The 18,279-nt window shown below is 74.3% G+C and carries 15 protein-coding genes; 7 read left to right on the top strand and 8 right to left on the bottom strand.

Features of this window, described 5'->3' with window-relative positions; translation table 11 throughout:
- Positions 1-3: 3 nt before the first annotated feature.
- A complete protein-coding gene (locus OHB09_RS01015) occupies positions 4-924 on the bottom strand; it encodes an NmrA family NAD(P)-binding protein (RefSeq protein ID WP_328921449.1) in 921 nt (306 codons plus the stop codon).
- 141 nt (positions 925-1,065) lie between these two features.
- On the opposite strand from OHB09_RS01015, the gene OHB09_RS01010 reads away from it, so the two are divergent.
- Positions 1,066-1,671 (top strand): TetR/AcrR family transcriptional regulator, encoded by a 606-nt coding sequence (locus tag OHB09_RS01010; protein ID WP_191854246.1) that lies wholly within the window; start codon positions 1,066-1,068, stop codon positions 1,669-1,671.
- A gap of 285 nt (positions 1,672-1,956) precedes the next feature.
- Here OHB09_RS01010 and OHB09_RS01005 read toward each other — a convergent pair whose 3' ends face one another.
- Positions 1,957-2,805 (bottom strand): LysR family transcriptional regulator, encoded by an 849-nt coding sequence (locus OHB09_RS01005; RefSeq protein ID WP_006137167.1) that lies wholly within the window; start codon positions 2,803-2,805, stop codon positions 1,957-1,959.
- A 157-nt stretch (positions 2,806-2,962) separates the two neighbouring features.
- Between OHB09_RS01005 and OHB09_RS01000 the strand changes: the two genes are divergently transcribed.
- Positions 2,963-3,703: an NADPH-dependent F420 reductase gene (locus OHB09_RS01000; RefSeq protein ID WP_093596262.1), complete on the top strand. Its 741-nt coding sequence runs from the start codon at positions 2,963-2,965 to the stop codon at positions 3,701-3,703.
- Between the two features lie 55 nt (positions 3,704-3,758).
- Here the strand turns inward: OHB09_RS01000 and OHB09_RS00995 are convergent, their stop codons facing one another.
- The gene (locus OHB09_RS00995; protein ID WP_191891852.1) at positions 3,759-4,244 is read right to left on the bottom strand and encodes a MarR family winged helix-turn-helix transcriptional regulator; all 486 of its coding nucleotides are present in this window, start codon (positions 4,242-4,244) and stop codon (positions 3,759-3,761) included.
- A 128-nt stretch (positions 4,245-4,372) separates the two neighbouring features.
- On the opposite strand from OHB09_RS00995, the gene OHB09_RS00990 reads away from it, so the two are divergent.
- Positions 4,373-5,275, top strand: a complete 903-nt coding sequence (locus OHB09_RS00990; protein ID WP_191891851.1) for an alpha/beta fold hydrolase — start codon at positions 4,373-4,375, stop codon at positions 5,273-5,275.
- 32 nt (positions 5,276-5,307) lie between these two features.
- Here OHB09_RS00990 and OHB09_RS00985 read toward each other — a convergent pair whose 3' ends face one another.
- Positions 5,308-7,311, bottom strand: a complete 2,004-nt coding sequence (locus OHB09_RS00985; protein ID WP_328921448.1) for an AfsR/SARP family transcriptional regulator — start codon at positions 7,309-7,311, stop codon at positions 5,308-5,310.
- A 125-nt stretch (positions 7,312-7,436) separates the two neighbouring features.
- Between OHB09_RS00985 and OHB09_RS00980 the strand changes: the two genes are divergently transcribed.
- Entirely contained in the window at positions 7,437-8,324 is an 888-nt protein-coding gene (locus tag OHB09_RS00980) for an alpha/beta fold hydrolase (protein WP_328922975.1), read from the top strand.
- Positions 8,325-8,397: 73 nt separating this feature from the next.
- On the opposite strand, the gene OHB09_RS00975 is transcribed toward OHB09_RS00980, so the two are convergent.
- Complete coding sequence (locus tag OHB09_RS00975) at positions 8,398-12,495, bottom strand: discoidin domain-containing protein (protein ID WP_328921447.1); 4,098 nt, start codon at positions 12,493-12,495, stop codon at positions 8,398-8,400.
- 389 nt (positions 12,496-12,884) lie between these two features.
- Positions 12,885-13,388 carry an Lrp/AsnC family transcriptional regulator gene (locus tag OHB09_RS00970; RefSeq protein WP_006137174.1) on the bottom strand — a complete coding sequence of 168 codons (504 nt, stop codon included), beginning with the start codon at positions 13,386-13,388 and terminating at the stop codon, positions 12,885-12,887.
- Between the two features lie 66 nt (positions 13,389-13,454).
- Here OHB09_RS00970 and OHB09_RS00965 point away from each other — a divergent pair, with 66 nt between their 5' ends.
- Positions 13,455-14,471, top strand: a complete 1,017-nt coding sequence (locus OHB09_RS00965; RefSeq protein WP_191891848.1) for a DMT family transporter — start codon at positions 13,455-13,457, stop codon at positions 14,469-14,471.
- 153 nt (positions 14,472-14,624) lie between these two features.
- The gene (locus OHB09_RS00960) at positions 14,625-15,503 is read left to right on the top strand and encodes a cyclase family protein (protein ID WP_191891847.1); all 879 of its coding nucleotides are present in this window, start codon (positions 14,625-14,627) and stop codon (positions 15,501-15,503) included.
- Positions 15,504-15,827: 324 nt separating this feature from the next.
- Here the strand turns inward: OHB09_RS00960 and OHB09_RS00955 are convergent, their stop codons facing one another.
- Positions 15,828-16,295: a MarR family winged helix-turn-helix transcriptional regulator gene (locus OHB09_RS00955; RefSeq protein ID WP_006137177.1), complete on the bottom strand. Its 468-nt coding sequence runs from the start codon at positions 16,293-16,295 to the stop codon at positions 15,828-15,830.
- 47 nt (positions 16,296-16,342) lie between these two features.
- Here OHB09_RS00955 and OHB09_RS00950 point away from each other — a divergent pair, with 47 nt between their 5' ends.
- Entirely contained in the window at positions 16,343-17,260 is a 918-nt protein-coding gene (locus OHB09_RS00950) for an alpha/beta hydrolase (RefSeq protein WP_006137178.1), read from the top strand.
- A gap of 10 nt (positions 17,261-17,270) precedes the next feature.
- On the opposite strand, the gene OHB09_RS00945 is transcribed toward OHB09_RS00950, so the two are convergent.
- Positions 17,271-18,110, bottom strand: a complete 840-nt coding sequence (locus OHB09_RS00945; RefSeq protein WP_191891119.1) for an HD domain-containing protein — start codon at positions 18,108-18,110, stop codon at positions 17,271-17,273.
- Between the last annotated feature and the right edge of the window lie 169 nt (positions 18,111-18,279).

Raw genomic sequence — 18,279 nt, 5'->3', positions numbered from 1 at the left:
GGCTCAGGCGGCCACGGGGAACCGTGTACGTGCCCAGGTCTCGAAGTCGGTCGTGGGCAGGCCGAGCGCGCGGGCGTACGCCGGATCGGCCGGCTGGGGGTGGTCGTTGAGGGACGCCTGTCCGTGGCCCGCGAGGGACATGCCGGCCGTGACCGCCTCCTCCTCCGTCATGTCGGGGGCGGTCAGTTCGGTGCCGCAGACGCGCGAGAGGATGTCCGCGATCTCCGCCATCGTGCGCCGGTCGCCCGCCAGTTCCAGCTCGACGCCGTCGAACCGCTCCGGCTCGGCGATCGCCGCGGCCGCGGCGCTGCCGATGTCGTCGAGTGCGACCAGCGCCAGCCGCGTCGCGGGCCTGAGCAGGCTCACCAGCCCGCCCTCGAGACCGCGCGGGAACACGTCGCGTTCCGAGGGCAGGAAGTTCTCCATCGAGTAGCACGGCTTGAGCAGCGTCCAGTGCGCGAACCCCGCCTCCCGGACGCGGTCCTGTATCTCCGCCTTCGTGGCGTAGTAGTCCGCCAGGAAGGCCCAGCGGCCCTTCACCCATGTGCCGTGCTGCCCCGTGCCCGAGGTCGTGGTCTGTACGAACTGCGGCACCTCGGCGGTCCGCGCGGCCTCGATGAGGTTGACGGCCTGGGCCAGTTCACCCTCGAAGCCGCGTCCGCCGATGTCGGGGAGCTGGACCGAGAAGACCGCGCGTGCCCCTTCGGCGGCCGCGATCAGGGAGTCGCGGTCGTAGAGGTCTCCGGTGACGAGTTCGGCGCCGAGCGCCTCGACCGCCCGGGCCCGGTCGGTGCGCGCATCGCGCACCAGGGCCCGGACGGGCACGCCCGAGGCGCGCAGGGCGCGGGCGGTGGCGCCGCCCTGGTGCCCGGTGGCACCGGTGACCAGGACGGGAGCGGGGGAGGGGGTGGACGATGTGGTCATGGCGTTCCTCGGTTCTCCGGGCGTGAAAGGGAGCGGCGAAGGGCGGACGGCGCGGGGTGCGCCGTAAGTGGCGGGCCCCGCCGTTTACGTTCCGGGTACGATACGGAGGCCCCCGCCACTTGGCAACCACGAGAGGACGCCATGCCCGACCGTCAGCGTGCGGACGCCCGGCGCAACTACGCGCGCATCCTGGCCGTCGCCGAGCAGGAGGTCGCCGCCCACGGCGCGGACGCCTCGCTCGAACGCATCGCCCGTCTCGCGGGGGTCGGTTCCGCCACGGTGCGCCGGCACTTTCCCGGCCGGCGCGCGCTGCTGCAGGCCGTGTTCAGCGAGCGGATCGAGTCCCTGTGCGCCCACGCCGAGTCGTTGACGGAGGCCCCCGAGCCCCGTGCCGCGCTGCTCGAATGGCTGGGCGCGCTCACCGACTACAGCGCCTCCGCGCGCGGTATGGCCGAGGCCCTGGCCCAGGACGGGCTGGACGATCCGTCCCACGAGAGCGCCTGTGCGGTGGTGCTCACGCGCGGGCTGGAACCGCTGCTGCGGCGCGCGGCCGAGGCGGGCGCGGTGGCACGGGACGTCACCGCCGGAGATCTGCTCGCCCTGGTCACGGGTATCGCCCTGGCCACGGAGGGCCGCCCCGAGGCCGCCGTCGAGGCACGCCGGCTGCTCGAACTGACGGTCCGGGGAGTGAGCCCCGAGGGGTTGGCAGGGAAGCGGACGGGGGAGGCCGCGGCGACGCGGGTCTGATCCCGGCGACGCGAGTCTGCTTCCGGTGGGCCGGTGGGCCGGAGCCCCCCGGGAGCCCCGGACGCCCGGTGGGCCAGTCGATCGGTGGTCCGGTAGCCCGGAGGTTTGGCGGTCGGTGGCTCGGTGCCTCGGCGGGTTCGGTGCCCTGACGCCTGACGCCTGACGCCTGACGCCCGACGCCCGACGCCCGACGCCGAACGCCCGACGCCGAACGCCGAACGCCCGACGCCCGGGCGGACGCGTGTGACGCCGGCAAGCCGTGCGTGCCGCGCAGGCCCCGGCGGGTCAGTCCGCGAACGCGGCCACGTACGAGGCCACGCAGGCCTCCGGTGTCGCGCGCGAGGTGACGACGTGCCCGTCGACGGTCAGTGTCGGGGTGAGGGGCACCTGGAGCAGCCGCTCGGACCGGGTGGTGGCGAGCTGCTCCGCCGGCATCAGCGTCCACGCCCCGGGCTCGCGGCCCACCTCGAACAGCACGTGCAGCATGTCCCCGGCGGGCGGTCGTACGGGGGCGAGGGGCAGCGCGGCGAGGATGGCGTCGTGCAGGGGCGGCTCGCTGTCGCGGGCGGGCAGCCGCAATCCCTCAGGGGCGAGATCGGCGAGGGGGACCGCGTCCCGGCCGGCCGCGGGGTGCGTGCGTCCCATCACCACGTGCAGGGGCTCCGACCAGGCCCGTACGACCGTCAGCGACGGAGCGCTGAGCGTGCCGCGGACCAGCGCCAGGTCCAGGTCGCCGCCGCGCACCGCGTCGAGGCGGGCGGCCACCGGGAGGTCGACCAGCTCGGGCTCCGCGGGGCGCTCGGCCTCGTGGAGACGGGCGAGCGCGCGATCGAGGCGCCCGGTGACGCAGGAGGCCACGCCGATGCGCAGCGCGGCCGCCGGCTCGCCCGCCACCACCCGTACCCGGGCGGCCGCGGCGAGGGTCTCCCGGGCGGCGGCGAGTACCCGCGCTCCCGCCGGAGTGAGCCGCACCCGGCGGGACGTGCGGTCGAGCAGGCGCACGCCCAGCTCCCGTTCGAGCCGGACGATCTGCTGGCTCACGGCCGGCTGCACGATGTTGAGCCGCTGCGCGGCACGCCCGAAGTGCAGCTCCTCGGCGACGGTCACGAAATACTGCAGCGCTCTCAGTTCCACTCCTCAGCTCTACCACGGGATCCATCACGAAATGTGATCGCTGCCGGATCGATCCGGTCATTGTTCGCCCGGGCCACGTGAACTGTGATGGATGCCGAGCCCGCCGCGCGAGACATCGAGTCCGCGGCCGGGCACCGCACCCGAACGGAGAGCAGAAGTGAGCACAACGACCCTGGGCATCATCGGTACCGGCATGGTCGGTGCCGGAGCCGCCCGACGCGCCGTCGACGCGGGCCTGCACGTCGTCCTCGGCAATTCACGGGGCCCCGGCACGCTGGACGAGCTCGTCGCCCGGCTCGGCCCCCGGGCGCGGGCGGCCACGCCCGCCGAGGTGGCTCGCGCCGCCGAGGTCGTCCTCGCGGCCGTCCCGCTCAAGGCCCGTGAGCTGCTGCCCCGCGAGGACCTCGTGGGCCGCATCGTCATCGACCCGATGAACTACGCGCCGAGCTCGGCGTGGAACCTGCCCGAACTCGACGGCAACGCCCTGACCTCCAGCGAACTGGTGCAACGCGACCTCCCCGGCGCCCGGGTGGTCAAGGCCCTGCACAACATCGGCCCCAAGCAGCTCCTGGAGCTGTTCCGCCCGGCCGGGGCCCCCGACCGGACCGCCCTGCCGGTGTCCGGCGACGACACGGGCGCCAAGAAGGAGGTGGCGGCACTGCTGGACGTCCTCGGCTTCGACACCGTGGACCTCGGTCCGCTCGCGGAGAGCTGGCGCAGCGAGCCGAACACCCCCCTGTACGCCTTCCCCTACGTGGGCTCGCCCCCGGCCGGCCTCGCTGTTCCCGAGCTGGTGGCCTGGGTGCAGCAGGCCCCCGGCACACCGGTGTCCGCCGCCCGTGTCGAGGAACTCGCCGCCGCGACGGTACGCGGACCCGCGGGCTTCCGGATGGATTAGCCCCGCCTCCGGGCCCGGGCCGCGGCGGACGGGGCCCGGCCCCTCCGGGCCGTCGCTATCCCCCGCCCGTGCCCCCGAGGTCCTGGGCCACCCAGCCGGGCGCGTCCAGGCGTACCGGCTCGGTGCCGACGAGCTCCCTCAACCGGTCCTCGAACCGGGCGAGTTCGGCCGGGCCGATGCGCCGCTCCCACTGCGCGCGCAGCTCCTCGAAGATCTCCTCGCCCTGCCGCATCACCTCGAAGCCGAGGGGGGTGACCCGAAGGCGTTTGCGGCGGGCGTCGAGGGGGTCGGCCTCACGGGTCACGTAACCGCGCTCCTGCAGCACCGCGATGGTCTTGGCCGCCGCCTGCTTCGTCACCGACAGGCGGCGGCCGAGTTCGGAGGCGTTGTCGGCGCCGGCGGCGACTGCCCGCATGGCGAAGTCGTGGGCGGGGCGCACTCCCTCGTGCCCGCGCCGGGCCAGCTCGGCCGTCGCGGAGTCCACCAGCGAGCGGAAGCCCCCCAGCAGGAGCAGGGCGAGATCGGCGCCGGAACGTGACATGGCAGCAGCGTACGGCGTAGGGCCGGACGCTCGACAACGACAACCTTGTTGTCTATTCTGGCGGGAGTAATGGACAACATGGTTGTCGAACCTGCCGAGTCGCGGCGCATCACCCTCCTAGGACCGTCATGACCCTCACACCTGCGGGTGCCACCCTCCCCGGCCTCACCCACCACCACGTGGAGATCAAGGGCACGCGGCTGCACTACGCGGCGGCCGGCACGGACGGCTCGCCGGTGCTCCTCGTGCACGGGTTCCCCGAGACGTGGTGGGCGTTCCACCGACTCCTCCCGCTGCTCGCGCGGACCCACCGGGTCCACGCCGTCGACCTGCGCGGCTTCGGGGACTCCGGCACCGGGCCCGGCCCGTACGACAGCGCGACGGCGGCGGAGGACCTGCGGCTGCTCGTCGAGCACCTCGACGTCGGCCCGGTCCACGTCACCGGCCAGGACATCGCGGGGGCGACCGTCTTCCGCCTGGCGGCCACGCACCCCGAGCTCGTGCGGAGCCTCACCGGGATCGAGATGGGCCTGCCCGGGTTCGGCCTGGAGGCACTGGCCGACGTCACCCACGGCGGCGCCTGGTACATCGGCGTGCTCGCCACCCCCGGCGCCCCCGAACTCCTCCTCGCCGGCCGTGAGCGGGAGTTCATGGCGCGCTTCGCCTTCGCGGGACCGGGCACGGTGACGGACGCCGACCTCGAGGAGTTCGCCCGCGCCTACGGACGTGCCGAGGGCTGGCGGGGCGCGAGCGGCCTCTACCGGTCCATGCTGACCGAGGGGGCCGAGATCAGGGCGCTGGCCGAGAAGCCCGGCCTGCGCGTGCCCGTGCTCGCCGTCGACGCGGCCGGCGCGCCGTTCACCACCGACACCCTGTCCCGGGCCGCGGCGGCCGCCGTCGGCGGCCCGCGCGCCGTCCGGTCGGTGACACTCGACGGTGTCGGCCACTATGCCGCGCTCGAGGCGCCCGAGGCCCTGGCGGAGGCGCTGCTCCCGTTCCTCGCGGAGGTCGACGCCACCCGCCGTGACTGAGGCCCCCGGCCTGGCCGGCCCCGCCCGGCCGGTCAGCCACCGGTACCGCTGCCGCCGGCCCGCGCCGCGCAGGCCTCGGCCGCCGCGAGGTAGCGCGCGACGGGGCCGAGGGTGAGCATCCCGGTGGCGGCACCCGCGTCCTCGGCCCCGGCCTCGCGCAGGGCCTCTGCCGCGCGGGCGGCGGTCGCGGGCGCGTCGAGCAGGACGGCGGCGTGCGCGGTGAGGCACCACAGCGCCTCCTGCAGATGGTCGTGCGGTGGATCGGGGGTCGCGGCCAGCGCGGCGCGCGCCTCCTCGGCCCTGTCCCGGGCGAGGAGGACGAGCGGGGCCGCCCAGGGCCGGTACGGTCCCCAGTCGAGCCGCTCGTCGACCGGGGCGGGACGGCCGTGCAGCAGACGCAGGCCGAGCAGGGCGAGCGGGAGCAGCCCGCGGTGCAGCCCTGGCATCCCGGCCGCCGCGAGGGCCTCGTCCGCCGCGCGGTAGGCGGCGGCGACCGAGGCGGCGGAGGGCCCGCCCGGCCCGGCGCTGCGGGCGGCGTCGGCCCGGACCCGGAACCAGCGCGTCAGCACCGGCACGAGCGGCGACTCGTGCACGGCGGCGAGCCGCTCCGCCTCCCGCGCGTGCGCCTCGGCGCCGTCGAGGTCGCCGAGCGCCGAGGTGGACTGCAGCCGCACGAGCCGGCCCAGGATGCCGTGGGCCGGCAGCTCCCGCCGCGCGGCCAGCTCCACCAGTTCCGCGCCGATCGCGTCCCGCCGCGCCGCGAGGCCGGGGCGCGCGAAGGACTGCAGGAACACCCCGTTGAGGGCGAAGGCCAGCAGCTCGGGGTCGCCCAGGCCGCGTGCCAGCGACTCCGCCTCGCGTGCGGCCGCCCGCGCGCGCTCCGCGTCGGGCCCCGAGGAATCGGCGGGGCGGCTCTCGACGGCGATCGTGGCGAGCAGCCGGACCCGCAGCCCGGCGGGCGCCTGCGGGCCGAGAGCGGTGAGCGTGCGCGCGGCGGCCGCGACGACGGCGCCGGCCTGGGCGGGGTCGTCGGCACGGCTCCAGATCGCGGGCACGTCGTAGGCGCCGATGACCCGGGCGGTCAGCACGGCGTCCCCCGTACGCTCGGCCGCCTCGGCGGCGGCCAGCCGATCGCGGCGCGAGAGGACCAGGGCGTCCCCGCCCGCCAGCGCGAGGGTCCGGGCCAGATCCACGGTGGTGCGCGGACCCAGCCGGGCGCCCTCCGGAACCGGTCCCGCCGCACCCGCGGGCGGGGAGGGCGGTCGCCCGGCCGCGTGGAAGGGCTCCAGCGCGTCGGCCCGGTGCAGGATGTCCTGCTCCAACCGCCGCAGCACGGGCCCGGGATCGAGGCCGAGCTGCTCACGCAGCAGGGTCCGGGCCCGCCGCAGGGTGGCCAGGGCGTCGGCCGTCCTGCCGTCCCGGTAGAGCGCGCGGGCCAGCAGCGCCCAGGCCGACTCCCGCCACGGGTGCTCGCCCGCGTGCGCGGCCAGCTCGGCCACCAGCTCCGCCCCCGCACCGGAGTCCAGGAGCAGCCCGGCCCGCACCTCCACGGCCTGCGAGCGCAGCTCCTCCAGCCGGGTGCGCTCCCGCTGCGCCCACCCGGCGTCCGGCAGATCGGCGTAGGGGACGCCGCGCCACGAGGCCAGGGCGTCACCGAGCACGTCCGCGCCCTCGGGGGACGCGGGGGAGCGGCGGGCCGCCGCCAGGGCGTCCTCGAAGCGGTACACGTCCACGGCCCCGCGCGGCAGCCGCAGCGCGTAGCCCGGCCCCTCGGTGACGAGGACCTTCGGCGGGGTGCGGGGCGCCCGGTCCGGTTCCAGGGCCCGGCGGAGCGCCGCGACGAAGGTGCGCAGCGCGCCCACCGCACGGGCCGGCGGATCGCTCCACAGGTCTCCGACGAGGGCGTCGGTGGTGACCATCCGCCCCTCGGCCGCGACCAGCCGGGCGAGCACCTCCCGGTGCCGGGGCCCGCCCAGGGCGATCTCGCCGCCGTCCTCCCGCCGCGCCCGCACGGCACCCAGTACGTCGATCCGCATACCCCACATCATCCGGGCACCGGCACCACCGCGCCGCACGCGCCCGCCCGTCCACTGATCGGTTGCTGATCGGCACCGCGCACGGTGGTCCTGTCAGCCTCCCCGACCACAAGAAGGCGCCCGAGATGACCTCCGCGACACCCACCCTCCCCGGCTTCGACCACGTCCGCCTGCCCGGCGAGGGCGGCGTGGAACTGTCCGCCGCCGTGGCCGGCCACGGCAGCCCCGTCGTCCTGCTGCACGGCTTCCCCGAGACCCACCTCATGTGGCGGCACGTCGCCCCGAGGCTCGCGGAGGAGCACACCGTCGTCTGCCCCGACCTGCGCGGCTACGGCGACAGCGACAAGCCCCCGGCCGCCGAGGAGGACACGTACTCCAAGCGCACCATGGCCGCCGACATCGTCAGGGCCATGGCCTCGCTCGGCCACGACCGGTTCGCCCTCGTCGGCCACGACCGGGGCGCCCTGGTCGCCTTCCGGGCCGGCCTCGACCACCCGGAGACCATCACCCACCTCGGCATCCTCGACGTCGTACCGACGCTGGACATGTGGAACGTGCTGCACGGCGTCTCCGCCGCCGTCGCCCACCACCTGTACCTGATGGCACAGCCGCCCGGCCTGCCCGAAACCATGATCGCCAACAGCGCCGACGCGTTCTTCGGCTCCTTCCTCGACGGCTGGACGACGGACACGGGCGCGATCCCCGAGGAGATCCGCACCGCCTACCTGCGCGCGAGCGCCGCCGCCGTCGACTCCATCGTGGCCGACTACCGCGCCTCCGCCGGCATCGACATCGTCCACGACCGGGCCGACCTCGACGCCGGCTCCCAGCTCGCCATGCCCGTCACCGTCGTCCAGCAGGACTGGGGCAGCCAACTCGGCTACGACGCCGCCGGGGTCTGGCGTGCCTGGTCCCCGGACCTGGACCACCGGCTCACCCGCTCGGGCCACTTCATGGCGGAGACGTCCCCCGAGGAGATCACGGGGGTGCTCCGCGCTTTGCTGGCCCGCTGAGACCACCGGCGGACGGCACCGTGCCCCCGGCCCCCGCCAGGGCGGGCGAGGGCCGGGGCACGGCGGTACGGGCTCAGGCCCGCAGTGTCGTGACGGGGCCGTTGTACGGCTCGGCTGTCAGGACGGGGTGGTGGGTCGGGGCCGCCGTGGACGGCCAGGAGAGGTGGACCGTGCGGGACTCGCCCGGCAGCAGCCACAGGTAGTTCTCGCTGTACAGGGTGGGCAGGACCCGGTGGCCGCGGGTGTCGGTCAGGAGGGAGAGGCGGACCATGGCGGCCACCGCCGCGCCCCGGTTGCGCAGGGTCGCGGTCAGGCTGTGGCGGTCGCCGGAGCGGGACAGCCCGGTGACCGAGCCGGTCAGCCGCACCTGCTTCGCCTTGTTCAGGGCCCGCAGCGACGCCGCCTCTCGGTAGCGCCAGTAGGTGTTCCGCGAGACCTCCCTTCCCTTGGCGTCCTCCAGGGTGAGCCGCAGCAGGTGCAGGTCCGGCAGGTCGTCCGTCCACCCGGCGGTGAAGGCCTTCGCGGTGTCCGCGCGGGGCACGTCCAGCCGGGCCGTCCTGCGCCGGCCCAGCTCACGGCCGGACAGGTCGTACAGTCGCGCGGTGACGGTCGCGCCGCGCAGGTCGGCCGCGGTGTGGTTCACCGCGAGGACCTGCCACTTGACCGGGTCGGCCTGCACGTGCAGCGGCTCGGAGCCGGAACGGGCGCCGAAGTAGGTGCCGTTGACGTCGAAGTCGTAGTCGTAGGTCTGCCACACCGTGCTGTGCCACGCGGGGTGGGACATCCACAGCATCAGACCGGAGGCGTTGTCCCACAGGTGGGCGTTCCACGCCTCGAACATGGCGCGGGTGTTCTCGTAGTTGACGAACTGCGCCTTGCGGGCGAAGTCGTCGAGGCCGCCGGACTCCCCGAGCCGGGCCTCGATCCCCGCCTTGTAGTTCGGCGCCCCCTGGTTTCCGTGCTCGCTCCAGTCGTGGTAGAACCACGCCCCGCGGATGGGCCATTCCGGCTCGTCGCCCGTCATGTTGCGCACGCTCGCCGCGGTGGAGACCACCGGCATGCCGATCTCGGTGTGGAAACCGAAGTCCTTGCTGCCGTACGTCGACGGGTCGAAGTAACGCTCCGGGTCGATGAAACCGTAGGGGCCGCCACCGGTGACGATCCCGCCCGCCGAGTTGTTCTGGTAGAGCACGCCCGGCACCTGCCGCTCCACCGCCTCCCGCATCCCCTTGTCGATCGCGGGCGGGGGATTGCCCTCGTTGGCGCCGCACCACACGACCACACTGGGGTGGATCCGGTAGCGCAGAACGGTGTCGCGGGCGACCGCGTTGTACGCGGCGTGGTCCGGCGGGTCCATGCCCCAGGCGTTGGGGAAGTCGTTCCACACCAGGATGCCGTACCGGTCGCAGGCGGCGAAGAACTCCTCCCGGTCACTGCTGCCGACCCAGTTGCGGATCATCGTGAAGTTCATGTCGCGGTGCATGCGTACCGCCGCGTCCATGCGCTCCGGCGGCATCCGCCGCAGCAGCTCGTCCCAGCCCCAGTTGCCGCCGCGGGCCAGCACCCGCACCCCGTTGACGCTGATCCGCAGTGGCCGGCCCGCGTTGGACACGGACTTCACGTCCCGCCACGTCTTGTCGTCGTCGGACACCTGGATGACGTACGTCTTGGCGTACGCGGTCTCCCAGACGACGGACACCCGGTCGAAGGAGCGCGTGGCGCCGAGGTCGACGCGGATCCACTGGTGGTCCTCGTAGGAGGAGGACCACCGGGTGCCGGCGTCGCCGTCGGTGGCGTGCGAGGCCGGGTGGCCGGACTCCTCGGTGGAGGCGGTGGCGTCCCGGCGCAGTGCGAGGTCGGTGCCCGGATCGGCGCTGTCGACGACCCCGAAGGCCCACAGCGAGGTGCCCCAACTGGTGGCACGGACACCGCACTTCAGACGGACGTACCGCGCGCTCTGCCGCTCGAAGTCCGTGACCTGCAGGCTCGCGTCACCGTTGCTGAACGGCAGCGGGACCGCGCCGTTGTCGACCGACTTCACCTCCGTCCACGCCGAGCCGTCCGCGGAGACCTCCACGAGGAACGTCTTCGCGTACCCCCGCTCCCAGGTGAGATCGACCCGGTCGAAGGACTGGGCGGAGCCGAGGTCGACACGGATCCACTGGTCGTCCTCGTAGGAGGAGGACCAGCGGGTGTCCGGATCGCCGTCGGTGACGTTGGCCGCGGCATGCTCGTCCTGATCGGTGCTGGAGGCTTCGGCGTGCGCGTGCAGCGCGAGGTCGACCCCGGGCCGCGCGCTGTCGCCGACGGCCAGCGTCCACAGGGAACTGCCCCAGGAGGTGGCCCGGGTCAGGCACCTGATGCGGACGTGCCGGGCCTCCTGCCGGTCGAAGCTCACCGTCTGCGTGACCGAGTCGCCGGTCGCGGTGAACGGCAGCGGCACCTCGTACTCGTAGCCGAACTGCCGGACACCGAAGCGGACGGTGCGCCGGTCGCTCTCCCGGCCGTCCGCCGAGGCGGTGAGCGTCAGGTCGTACAGGTGCGCCTCGCCCATGCCGTTGGGCCACCACAACTTCGGCTCTCGCAACCGGAGTTCGTGGAACGCGTCCGGGGCGAGGACGACCTCGGCACTCTCGCCCGCCTTCACGGTGACCGTCTTCGACACCCGCACCCCGGAGAAGACCGCGGTCACGGTCGCCCGCCGGTCCGCCGAGTCGGCGTTGCGGACGGGGACGACGACGGTGACCTCGGCGACCGACACGTCCGGCAGCTTCGGCAGCACGGTGTCCACCCGCGGGTCGCCGATCACGAGAGGACCGGTCGACCGCAGCCGCACGTGGTTCCAGATGCCCGCCGCGCGGTCGCGGACCGCCGGCATCCAGTCCCAGCCCGAAGCGGCCAGGTAGGTGGGCGAGTTGAGGTTCATCTGCCCCGCGCCCGCGTCGACCCAGGCACTCCCGTCCGGACCCTTGTCCCCGGGGCTGCCGGGGACCGGCATGGGTGTGATCCGCACCGCCAGGGCGTTCTCGCCCTCCGCCGCGAGCAGCGACGTCACGTCGAACGCGGCCCGGGCGAAGGGGTAGGTCAGGTCACCGGCCCGCTTGCCGTTGAGCCACACGTCGGCCTTGTGGTTGACGCCGTCGAACTCCAGCCACACGTGCCGGCCGGACCCGGTGCGCAGGCCGCGCGGCAGCGCGAAGTCCCGCTTGTACCACCAGGAATGGCGCGAGAGCGCCTCCGGGACGCGCAGGTTGTTCAGACCCGCCACCGGGTCCGGCAGCTTGCCCTGCTCCACCAGGGAGCCGAGCACCGTGCCGGGGACGGTCGCGGGCAGCCAGGCGCTCGTGTCGACGGACGTGCGCGACAGCTCCGCGCCCTCCCCGCCGGCCCAGTCGTCCATGGTGAGCCGCCAGCCCGACTCCAGCGGCACGCTGCCGTCCTCGGCCACCTCCAGACGCGGCGGTTCGCCGTGCTGGGTGCCCCAGTCCGTCCAGCCGGTGACCGCGGGACGGTGGCCCCGGGCGGTGCCGTACACCTCGAAGCCGTTGAGGCCGAGCGGCAGCGGACTGGACCGCTTCCGCGAGGTCATGCGCACCCACCGGGCCCGCGTCGGGCGCGGCAGCTGGATGTTCACCACACCACCGGTGCCCGCCGTCGTGCGGTACGCCGTGCTCCACGCCTCGTTGTCGAGCGAGGTCTCCAATACGAACACCAGCGCGTAGCTGGACTGCACCTCCTTGCCCGTGGTGCCGCTGTGCGGATTGCCCTCGGTGGGCGGTGTGAACACGGGCGTCGAGGCGTCCGCCTCGAAGACGAGCCGCACCTGCGTGACCTCGCAGACCGACTGCAGGTCGACGGCGATCCACTGGGGGTCGCCGTCCTCGGCGCGCCAGCCGCTGCCCTCGACGCCGGGGGTGGCGAGGCGGTCGACGACGAAGGAGCCGACGGTGGGGGCGTAGGCCGTCGAGGAGGCTGTGACGGGACGGTACCGCGCCAGCTCGCCGGGGGAGGAGCCGCGGGAGGGGGCACCCTCGGGAGCGGCGGAGGGGGCTGCGGCGGCGGCCGGCGCGGGGAGCACCCCACCCAGGCCGAAGCCCGCCAACAGGGTGGTGCCCGCGGCGACGACGGTACGGCGCGAGGGAGAGCGCGGCGGACCCGATTGATCTGGCATAAGTGTGACGTCCCATCGAAAACGACGCTGGCCCGATCCGGCCCCGCGACCGTGTCGCGCGAGCCGGTATGACAACGTTGCCAAAGGCTGTGTCGTGCACGGTCTCCTGTCAACCCCCGGTGGGGGAAACACTTCTGTCGGCCAGTGGGGCGGGGCAGGCCGCGGGGTGGGTGCCGTTGCGGCAGCGAACGGACGAAGGCCGTGCGCGGCCCCGGGGGCGGCCGGTGGTCCGGCCGTCCGGATCGGGATGTTCCGAGGCCCGGATCGGGGTGTTCCGCGGCCTGGACGGGGGCGTTCGGCGGGCCTGGGTGGGGGCGTTCGGCGGCCTCCGGCCCGCCCCCTCCCCGGCCGGCGGTGGCGGCCGCTAACGCTTACGTTGCCGGCAGCCGTCAACGCTGCCGACGAGGCTTTCGCGGCTGCTCGGCCGGGAGGGCCGGCTGGATGACCCGGGACCGTACGTGCTCGTACGCCAGGGTCGTCTGCACGTCGGCCACCTCCCGCCGTTCCGTGAGCCGGTCGATGACGAAGGCGTACACGCTGTTCACGTCCGGCACGGCGATGTGCAGGAGGAAGTCGTGCGGTCCCGAGGTGACGAACATGGCGATCACCTCGGGGAGCTGGTGCGCCCACTCCCGGAACCCCTCGATGACGGCCCGGGCCGGGGGCCGGATGCGCACCGAGATCAGCGCCTGCACCGGCCGGCCGACCTCCTCCAGGTCCAGGGCGGCGTGATAGCCCGTGATCAGACCGCGCTCCCGCAGCAGCCGTACCCGCTCCAGCGAGGTGGACGGGGAGATGCCCGTCTTCGCGGCCAGGTCCCGGTTCGTCTGCCGTGCATCGTTCTGCAGCTCCCGCAAAAGCGCGAGGTCGATCGCATCAAGTCCTGTGTTCATGTCCCTAAGCCTCATGAAGTTCGGTGACCTGCCATCCCACTGAAATCAATGCCTAGCCTACGGGTCATGAGGCAACAGACGTACGGAATCTCCGGCGGCGCCGGACTGGTGCTCGGGGCCGCGCTGCTGTGGGGCACGGTCGGCCCCGCGCAGGGCCTGGCGGGCGAGGTCATGAACCCCGCCGCGCTCGGTGGCTGGCGGCTCGTGGTCGGCGGCGCGGTGCTCGCCCTGCTGTGCCGGCGCCATCTGCGAGGGCTCCGTCCCGTTCTGCGGCGCGGGCTCGTCCGGCCGCTGCTGGTCTGCGCGCTGGCCACCGGTGTCTTCCAGGCGGCCTTCCTCTACGCCACCGCCCGCACCGGCGCCGCGCTGGCCACCGTCGTCGCGCTGGGCGTCGCCCCCGTCGCCACCGGAGTGATCGCCCGGCTCGTCACGGGCGAGGCGCTCACCAGGACCTGGGCGCTCTCCACCGCCGCCGCGGTGCTGGGGTGCGCGCTGCTGTTCGTGCCGGACGGGGCCGGACGGGCCGAAGTCGATGTGCTCGGACTGCTGACCGCCACGGCCTCGGGCGTCTGCTACGGCCTCTACACCGTGTACGCCCGCCGGCTGGCCACCGACCACCCCGGCGTCCATCTGCCGACCGTGTCCGCCCTCGCCCTGCTGCTGGGTTCCGTACCGCTGCTGCCCTGGATGGCCGGCTCGCTCACCGCCCTCGCGCGGCCGGCCGCGCTCGGGCTGGTCGCCTGGCTGGGGCTGGCCGCGACCGCCCTCGCCTACTGGCTCTTCTCCGTCGGCCTGCGCACCACCGGCGCGGCCGCCGTGGGCACCCTCAGCCTCGCCGAACCCCTCGCGGCGACCGTCCTGGGCGTCTTCGTCCTGCACGAGCACCTCACGGCGACGGCGGCGACCGGCAGCCTGCTGATCATGGGCGGCCTGGTCCTGGCGTGCCTCCCCGCCGCGGCGTCCCCCGCCCCGGCCCGCCGCGAGCCGGCACAGCCCGCGCCCACCGGCCCCACCGGCCCGGTCGAGCCCGTGCTTGCCGTTCCGTTGCCCCGGGACCGCGAGGACGCGCAGGCGCTGAACTGAGTCAACTTACCTGCTCGTAGGGTGAGTTGGGATGGGGTGGATGATCGTCTCAGGGCTGTTGCCCCTACGCTGGAAGCCGCGTCGCCGTCACGGGCACGCGGCTTCACGCGGGCCCTCACGGCCCCGGCGGACCAGGAGAGAGGGGTCGTTCACATGACCGGTACCAGCGAGGCGGATCTGCCGGACAACTGGGGGCGATGGGGAGCCGACGACGAACTCGGCACCCTCAACCTGATCACCGACGAGGTGCGCGCCCGGGCCGCAGCCGAGGTGCGGACCGGTGACTGGGTGTCGCTGGCGCAGCCGATCACGCCCAGCGCCATGTTCTTCAGTCCGTTCCTGCCGGACACGGTCGAGACGTCCCCGGTGCAGCAGATGGTGTCGCACACCGGTGGCCCCGTGGCGGCCGACATGTCGTTGATCTACAACCATCACTTCAAGTCGACGCACCTCGACGCCCTCGCACACTGGTCCACCGACGAGCAGGTCTATCCGGGCCGTCCGAGGGCCGAGGTCGTCACCCCCCTCGGCATCACGCACGCGTCGACGGCAGCCTTCGCCGCCGGCATAGTGACGCGCGGGGTGCTGCTCGACCTGGCCGTCGAAGGGCCCCTGCCTCCCGCCCACGCGGTGACGCCGGACGATTTCGAGCAGGCGGAGAAGCGTCAGGGGGTCGAGGTGGCCTCGGGCGACGCACTGGTGGTCCGGCTCGGCTGGACCGGGCGCGGCCCCGCGGACACGCCGAGCCCGGGGATCAGCATGGACGCGGTGCGCTGGATGCACGAGCGCGGGGTCGCCGTCATCGCCCCGGACAGGGGTGACGCGCACCCTCCGCTGAACCCGGACGAACCCTCCCCGCTGCACGGGGTGGCGCTCGGCCGGATGGCGATGCCGCTGATCGACGTGCCGCAGCTCGACGACCTGGCGGCGCTGTGCGCGCGACTGGGGCGCTACAGCTTCCTGCTCACCGTGGCCCCGCCGCGCATTCACGGCCTCACCGGCGTGCCGGTGAACCCGATCGCCCTGTTCTGACGGACAGGAGCGCAGGCCGAGCGCAGGACGGCCGGCGCACGCCCCGGCTTCCGGCCCCCGGCCTCCGCCGGCGGCGGTCCCGTGCGCGCGGCCGGCCTCGACGCCCCGCTCCGGCTCCGGCCGGTGCGTGCGACGGCGGGGCGCGGGCCGGCCCGCGCCCGGCCCGTCCGTCGTGCCGAACGGGCGCGCGGCCCGTCGGCGGGCGGGCAGCCGGTACTCGGCCCGTCGGTGCGCCGGGCCGTGCTCAGCCCGTCGGTGTGCGGCCCGTACTCGGCCGGTCGGCGTGCCGGAACGTGCTCAGTCCGTCGGCGTGCCGGTACGTGCTCAGCCCGTCGGTGTGCCGATCCGGGCGCGTTCGAGTGCGGCGCGCAGGTCCGCGAACGCCCGTACCGTGGCCGGTGCGCCGCCGAACGCCTCGCCGATGAGTTCGGCGAGGCACGCCGTGGCGGTCCGTTCCGCCGCGTCGACGAGTCGCGCGCCCTCGTCGGTCAGGGCCAGCAGGCTCGACCGGCGGTCGTCGGGGTTGGGCTGCCGGACCACCCACCCCCGCTTCTCCAGCCGGTCCACCCCCTTGCTCGTCGCGCCGATCCCGATCGCGAACGCGGCGGCGATGTCCGCCACCCGGGCCCCGGGGTGGTCGCGCAGATGGCGCAGGGACTCGAACTGCGAGGTCACGATGGAGTGCTCGGCGCGGAGACGGTCGCTGAGGGCGTTGTACACACGGGTCTCGCAGCGGACCAGGTCGTCGAAGAAGGCGACCAGGTCGAGCGCGTCGCTTGATTTATATGCCACGGCATATAGTGTAGCGGCAGCTACTTTCACTCTGGGAGCACACCAGTATGAGCAGAGAACAGCGTGCCCGCGTCGATGCCATGATGCGGCAGGGCCGCCACGAGGGCCCTGCCACGGTCGAGGAGATGCGCGCCGGATTCCGTGCGCTCATGGCCGGCATGAAGGTGCCCGAGGGCCTCCGCACCACGCCGGCGGAACTCGGCGGGCGACCGGCCCTGCGGGTCGAGCCGGAGGCCGGACCGCGCGCCGGAACGATCCTCTACTTCCACGGGGGAGCCTGGGTGTTCGGCTCCCCCGAGACGGCCCTGTCCCTGACCGGACACCTCGTCGCCAAGACCGGCTTCGGGGCGTACTCGCTGGACTACCGGCTCGCCCCCGAACATCCCTTCCCGGCCGCGATCGAGGACGGCGTGAACGCCTACCGGGCCCTCCTCGACGGCGGAGAGGACCCGGCCGGCATCGTGTTCGCCGGGGACTCCGCGGGCGGCGGGCTCTCCGTCACCGCCTGCCTCGCCGCCCGCGACGCCGGCCTCCCGCTGCCCGCGGGCATCCTGGCCTTCTCCGCGGGCCTGGACGCCACCCGGAGCGGCGAGAGCATGGACGGCAAGGCCGGCGCCGACCCGGTCTTCACCCGTGCGGACTTCGACCGCACCAGCGCCCTGTACCTCGCCGGCGCCGACCCGCGTCAGCCGCTGCTCAGCCCGGCCGTCCACGCCGACCTGAGCGGCTTCCCCCCGATGCTGCTCCAGGTGGGCACCAACGAACTGCTGCTGGACGACTCCACGCGGCTGGCCGTCCGCGCCCGGGAGGCCGGGGTGGACGTCGTCCTGGACGTCACCGCCGAGGCGCCGCACGTGTTCCAGGCACTCGTCGGCGAACTGGACGAGGCGGAGGAGGCGCTGGACCGCGCGGCCCTCTTCCTCACCCAGCGGATCCGCGCCCGCGACACCCGCGTGGGTGGGTGAGCGAGCGGCCTCACTCCGCGAAGGGTGCCGCGAGCACCAGGTCCTCCACCGTGGGCACCGGGAAACCGGGCAGGTGGCGGCGGCCGACCTCGGCGAAGGGGTGCATCAGCACCGACATGGGCTTCGTGCGGCACAGCGACAGCATGGTGTCGACCGCGTCCTGCTTGAAACCCTTCCGGGGGAAGGCGCCGAGGATGTCCTCCAGAGTGCCGGACGGTATGCGGTCGAGGCCGTTGCCGGAGAAGTCGGCCCCGGAACCGACCGCCACCATGGCGATCTCGGGCCGCTTGCGGGCCGCGATGGCGGCATCGGTGTGCAGGGCGATCGCGTCCCACACGACCGCGATCCGGTCGTCCGGAACGTGCCGCGCCTTCAGGAACCGCTGCGCGGCGTCGGCGCCGTCCAGCTCGAAGCGTTCGTCCGGGGTCCGGTACGCCTCGACCAGCCCCAGGTCGTGCAGGACCGCGGAGAGGAAGGCGAGTTCGCGGTCGTAGGGGACGCCGCGCCGGTCGAACAGCGCACAGCCGAACAGGTAGCTGCGCATGACGTGGTTGAACAGCGTCTCGGAGGACGCCTCGCGGGCCAGGGTTGCGGCCGCGCGGGTCACTTCGCCGGAGGGGATGCGAATCCCGGCCACGGACCGGGGGAGCGCCCCGCCGTCCGCGGGCCGCGTCCGTCCCGGGGACGCGGCGGCCGGGGCGGACAGGGGGCCGGCGAGCGCGGCGGTCACCCCGATCGCGGCCGCGCCGACGCCCCGCCCCAGTGCGGCGCGCCGGCTGACGTGCCTCTCCGCGCCCTTCCCGGCAGCCTCGTCGCCCTCGGCGGACCCGCTCTTGTCGAACACGTGCATGACCCCTTCCCAGGTGTTCCCAGGTGTTCATCGGTGTTTCCCGGTGATCGAACGACCGATGTCAGGAGCCTATGAACGGCACCGACCACCCGACAGTGGCGAAAATGCCGGGTGGCCACGCCTTCTCGCCACGCCGTCCCGCCGGGGCGTCGAGGTCCCGCGCGCCCGC

Origin of the sequence: Streptomyces griseoaurantiacus (genome assembly GCF_036189845.1) — a bacterium.
Lineage (GTDB): Bacteria > Actinomycetota > Actinomycetes > Streptomycetales > Streptomycetaceae > Streptomyces > Streptomyces griseoaurantiacus.
The sequence above is the reverse complement of the archived record's forward strand: the minus strand, read 5'-3'. Positions and strand labels throughout refer to the sequence as shown.

Bases quoted from the DNA above. Each gene is read 5' to 3' on its own strand.
- OHB09_RS00965 (WP_191891848.1), top strand. From the start codon at position 13,455: ATGAGGCAACAGACGTACGGAATCTCCGGCGGCGCCGGACTGGTGCTC.
- OHB09_RS00995 (WP_191891852.1), bottom strand. From the start codon at position 4,244: ATGTCACGTTCCGGCGCCGATCTCGCCCTGCTCCTGCTGGGGGGCTTC.
- OHB09_RS01015 (WP_328921449.1), bottom strand. From the start codon at position 924: ATGACCACATCGTCCACCCCCTCCCCCGCTCCCGTCCTGGTCACCGGT.
- OHB09_RS00945 (WP_191891119.1), bottom strand. From the start codon at position 18,110: ATGCACGTGTTCGACAAGAGCGGGTCCGCCGAGGGCGACGAGGCTGCC.
- OHB09_RS01010 (WP_191854246.1), top strand. From the start codon at position 1,066: ATGCCCGACCGTCAGCGTGCGGACGCCCGGCGCAACTACGCGCGCATC.
- OHB09_RS00960 (WP_191891847.1), top strand. From the start codon at position 14,625: ATGACCGGTACCAGCGAGGCGGATCTGCCGGACAACTGGGGGCGATGG.
- OHB09_RS00950 (WP_006137178.1), top strand. From the start codon at position 16,343: ATGAGCAGAGAACAGCGTGCCCGCGTCGATGCCATGATGCGGCAGGGC.
- OHB09_RS00985 (WP_328921448.1), bottom strand. From the start codon at position 7,311: ATGCGGATCGACGTACTGGGTGCCGTGCGGGCGCGGCGGGAGGACGGC.
- OHB09_RS00975 (WP_328921447.1), bottom strand. From the start codon at position 12,495: ATGCCAGATCAATCGGGTCCGCCGCGCTCTCCCTCGCGCCGTACCGTC.
- OHB09_RS00970 (WP_006137174.1), bottom strand. From the start codon at position 13,388: ATGAACACAGGACTTGATGCGATCGACCTCGCGCTTTTGCGGGAGCTG.
- OHB09_RS00980 (WP_328922975.1), top strand. From the start codon at position 7,437: ATGACCTCCGCGACACCCACCCTCCCCGGCTTCGACCACGTCCGCCTG.
- OHB09_RS00990 (WP_191891851.1), top strand. From the start codon at position 4,373: ATGACCCTCACACCTGCGGGTGCCACCCTCCCCGGCCTCACCCACCAC.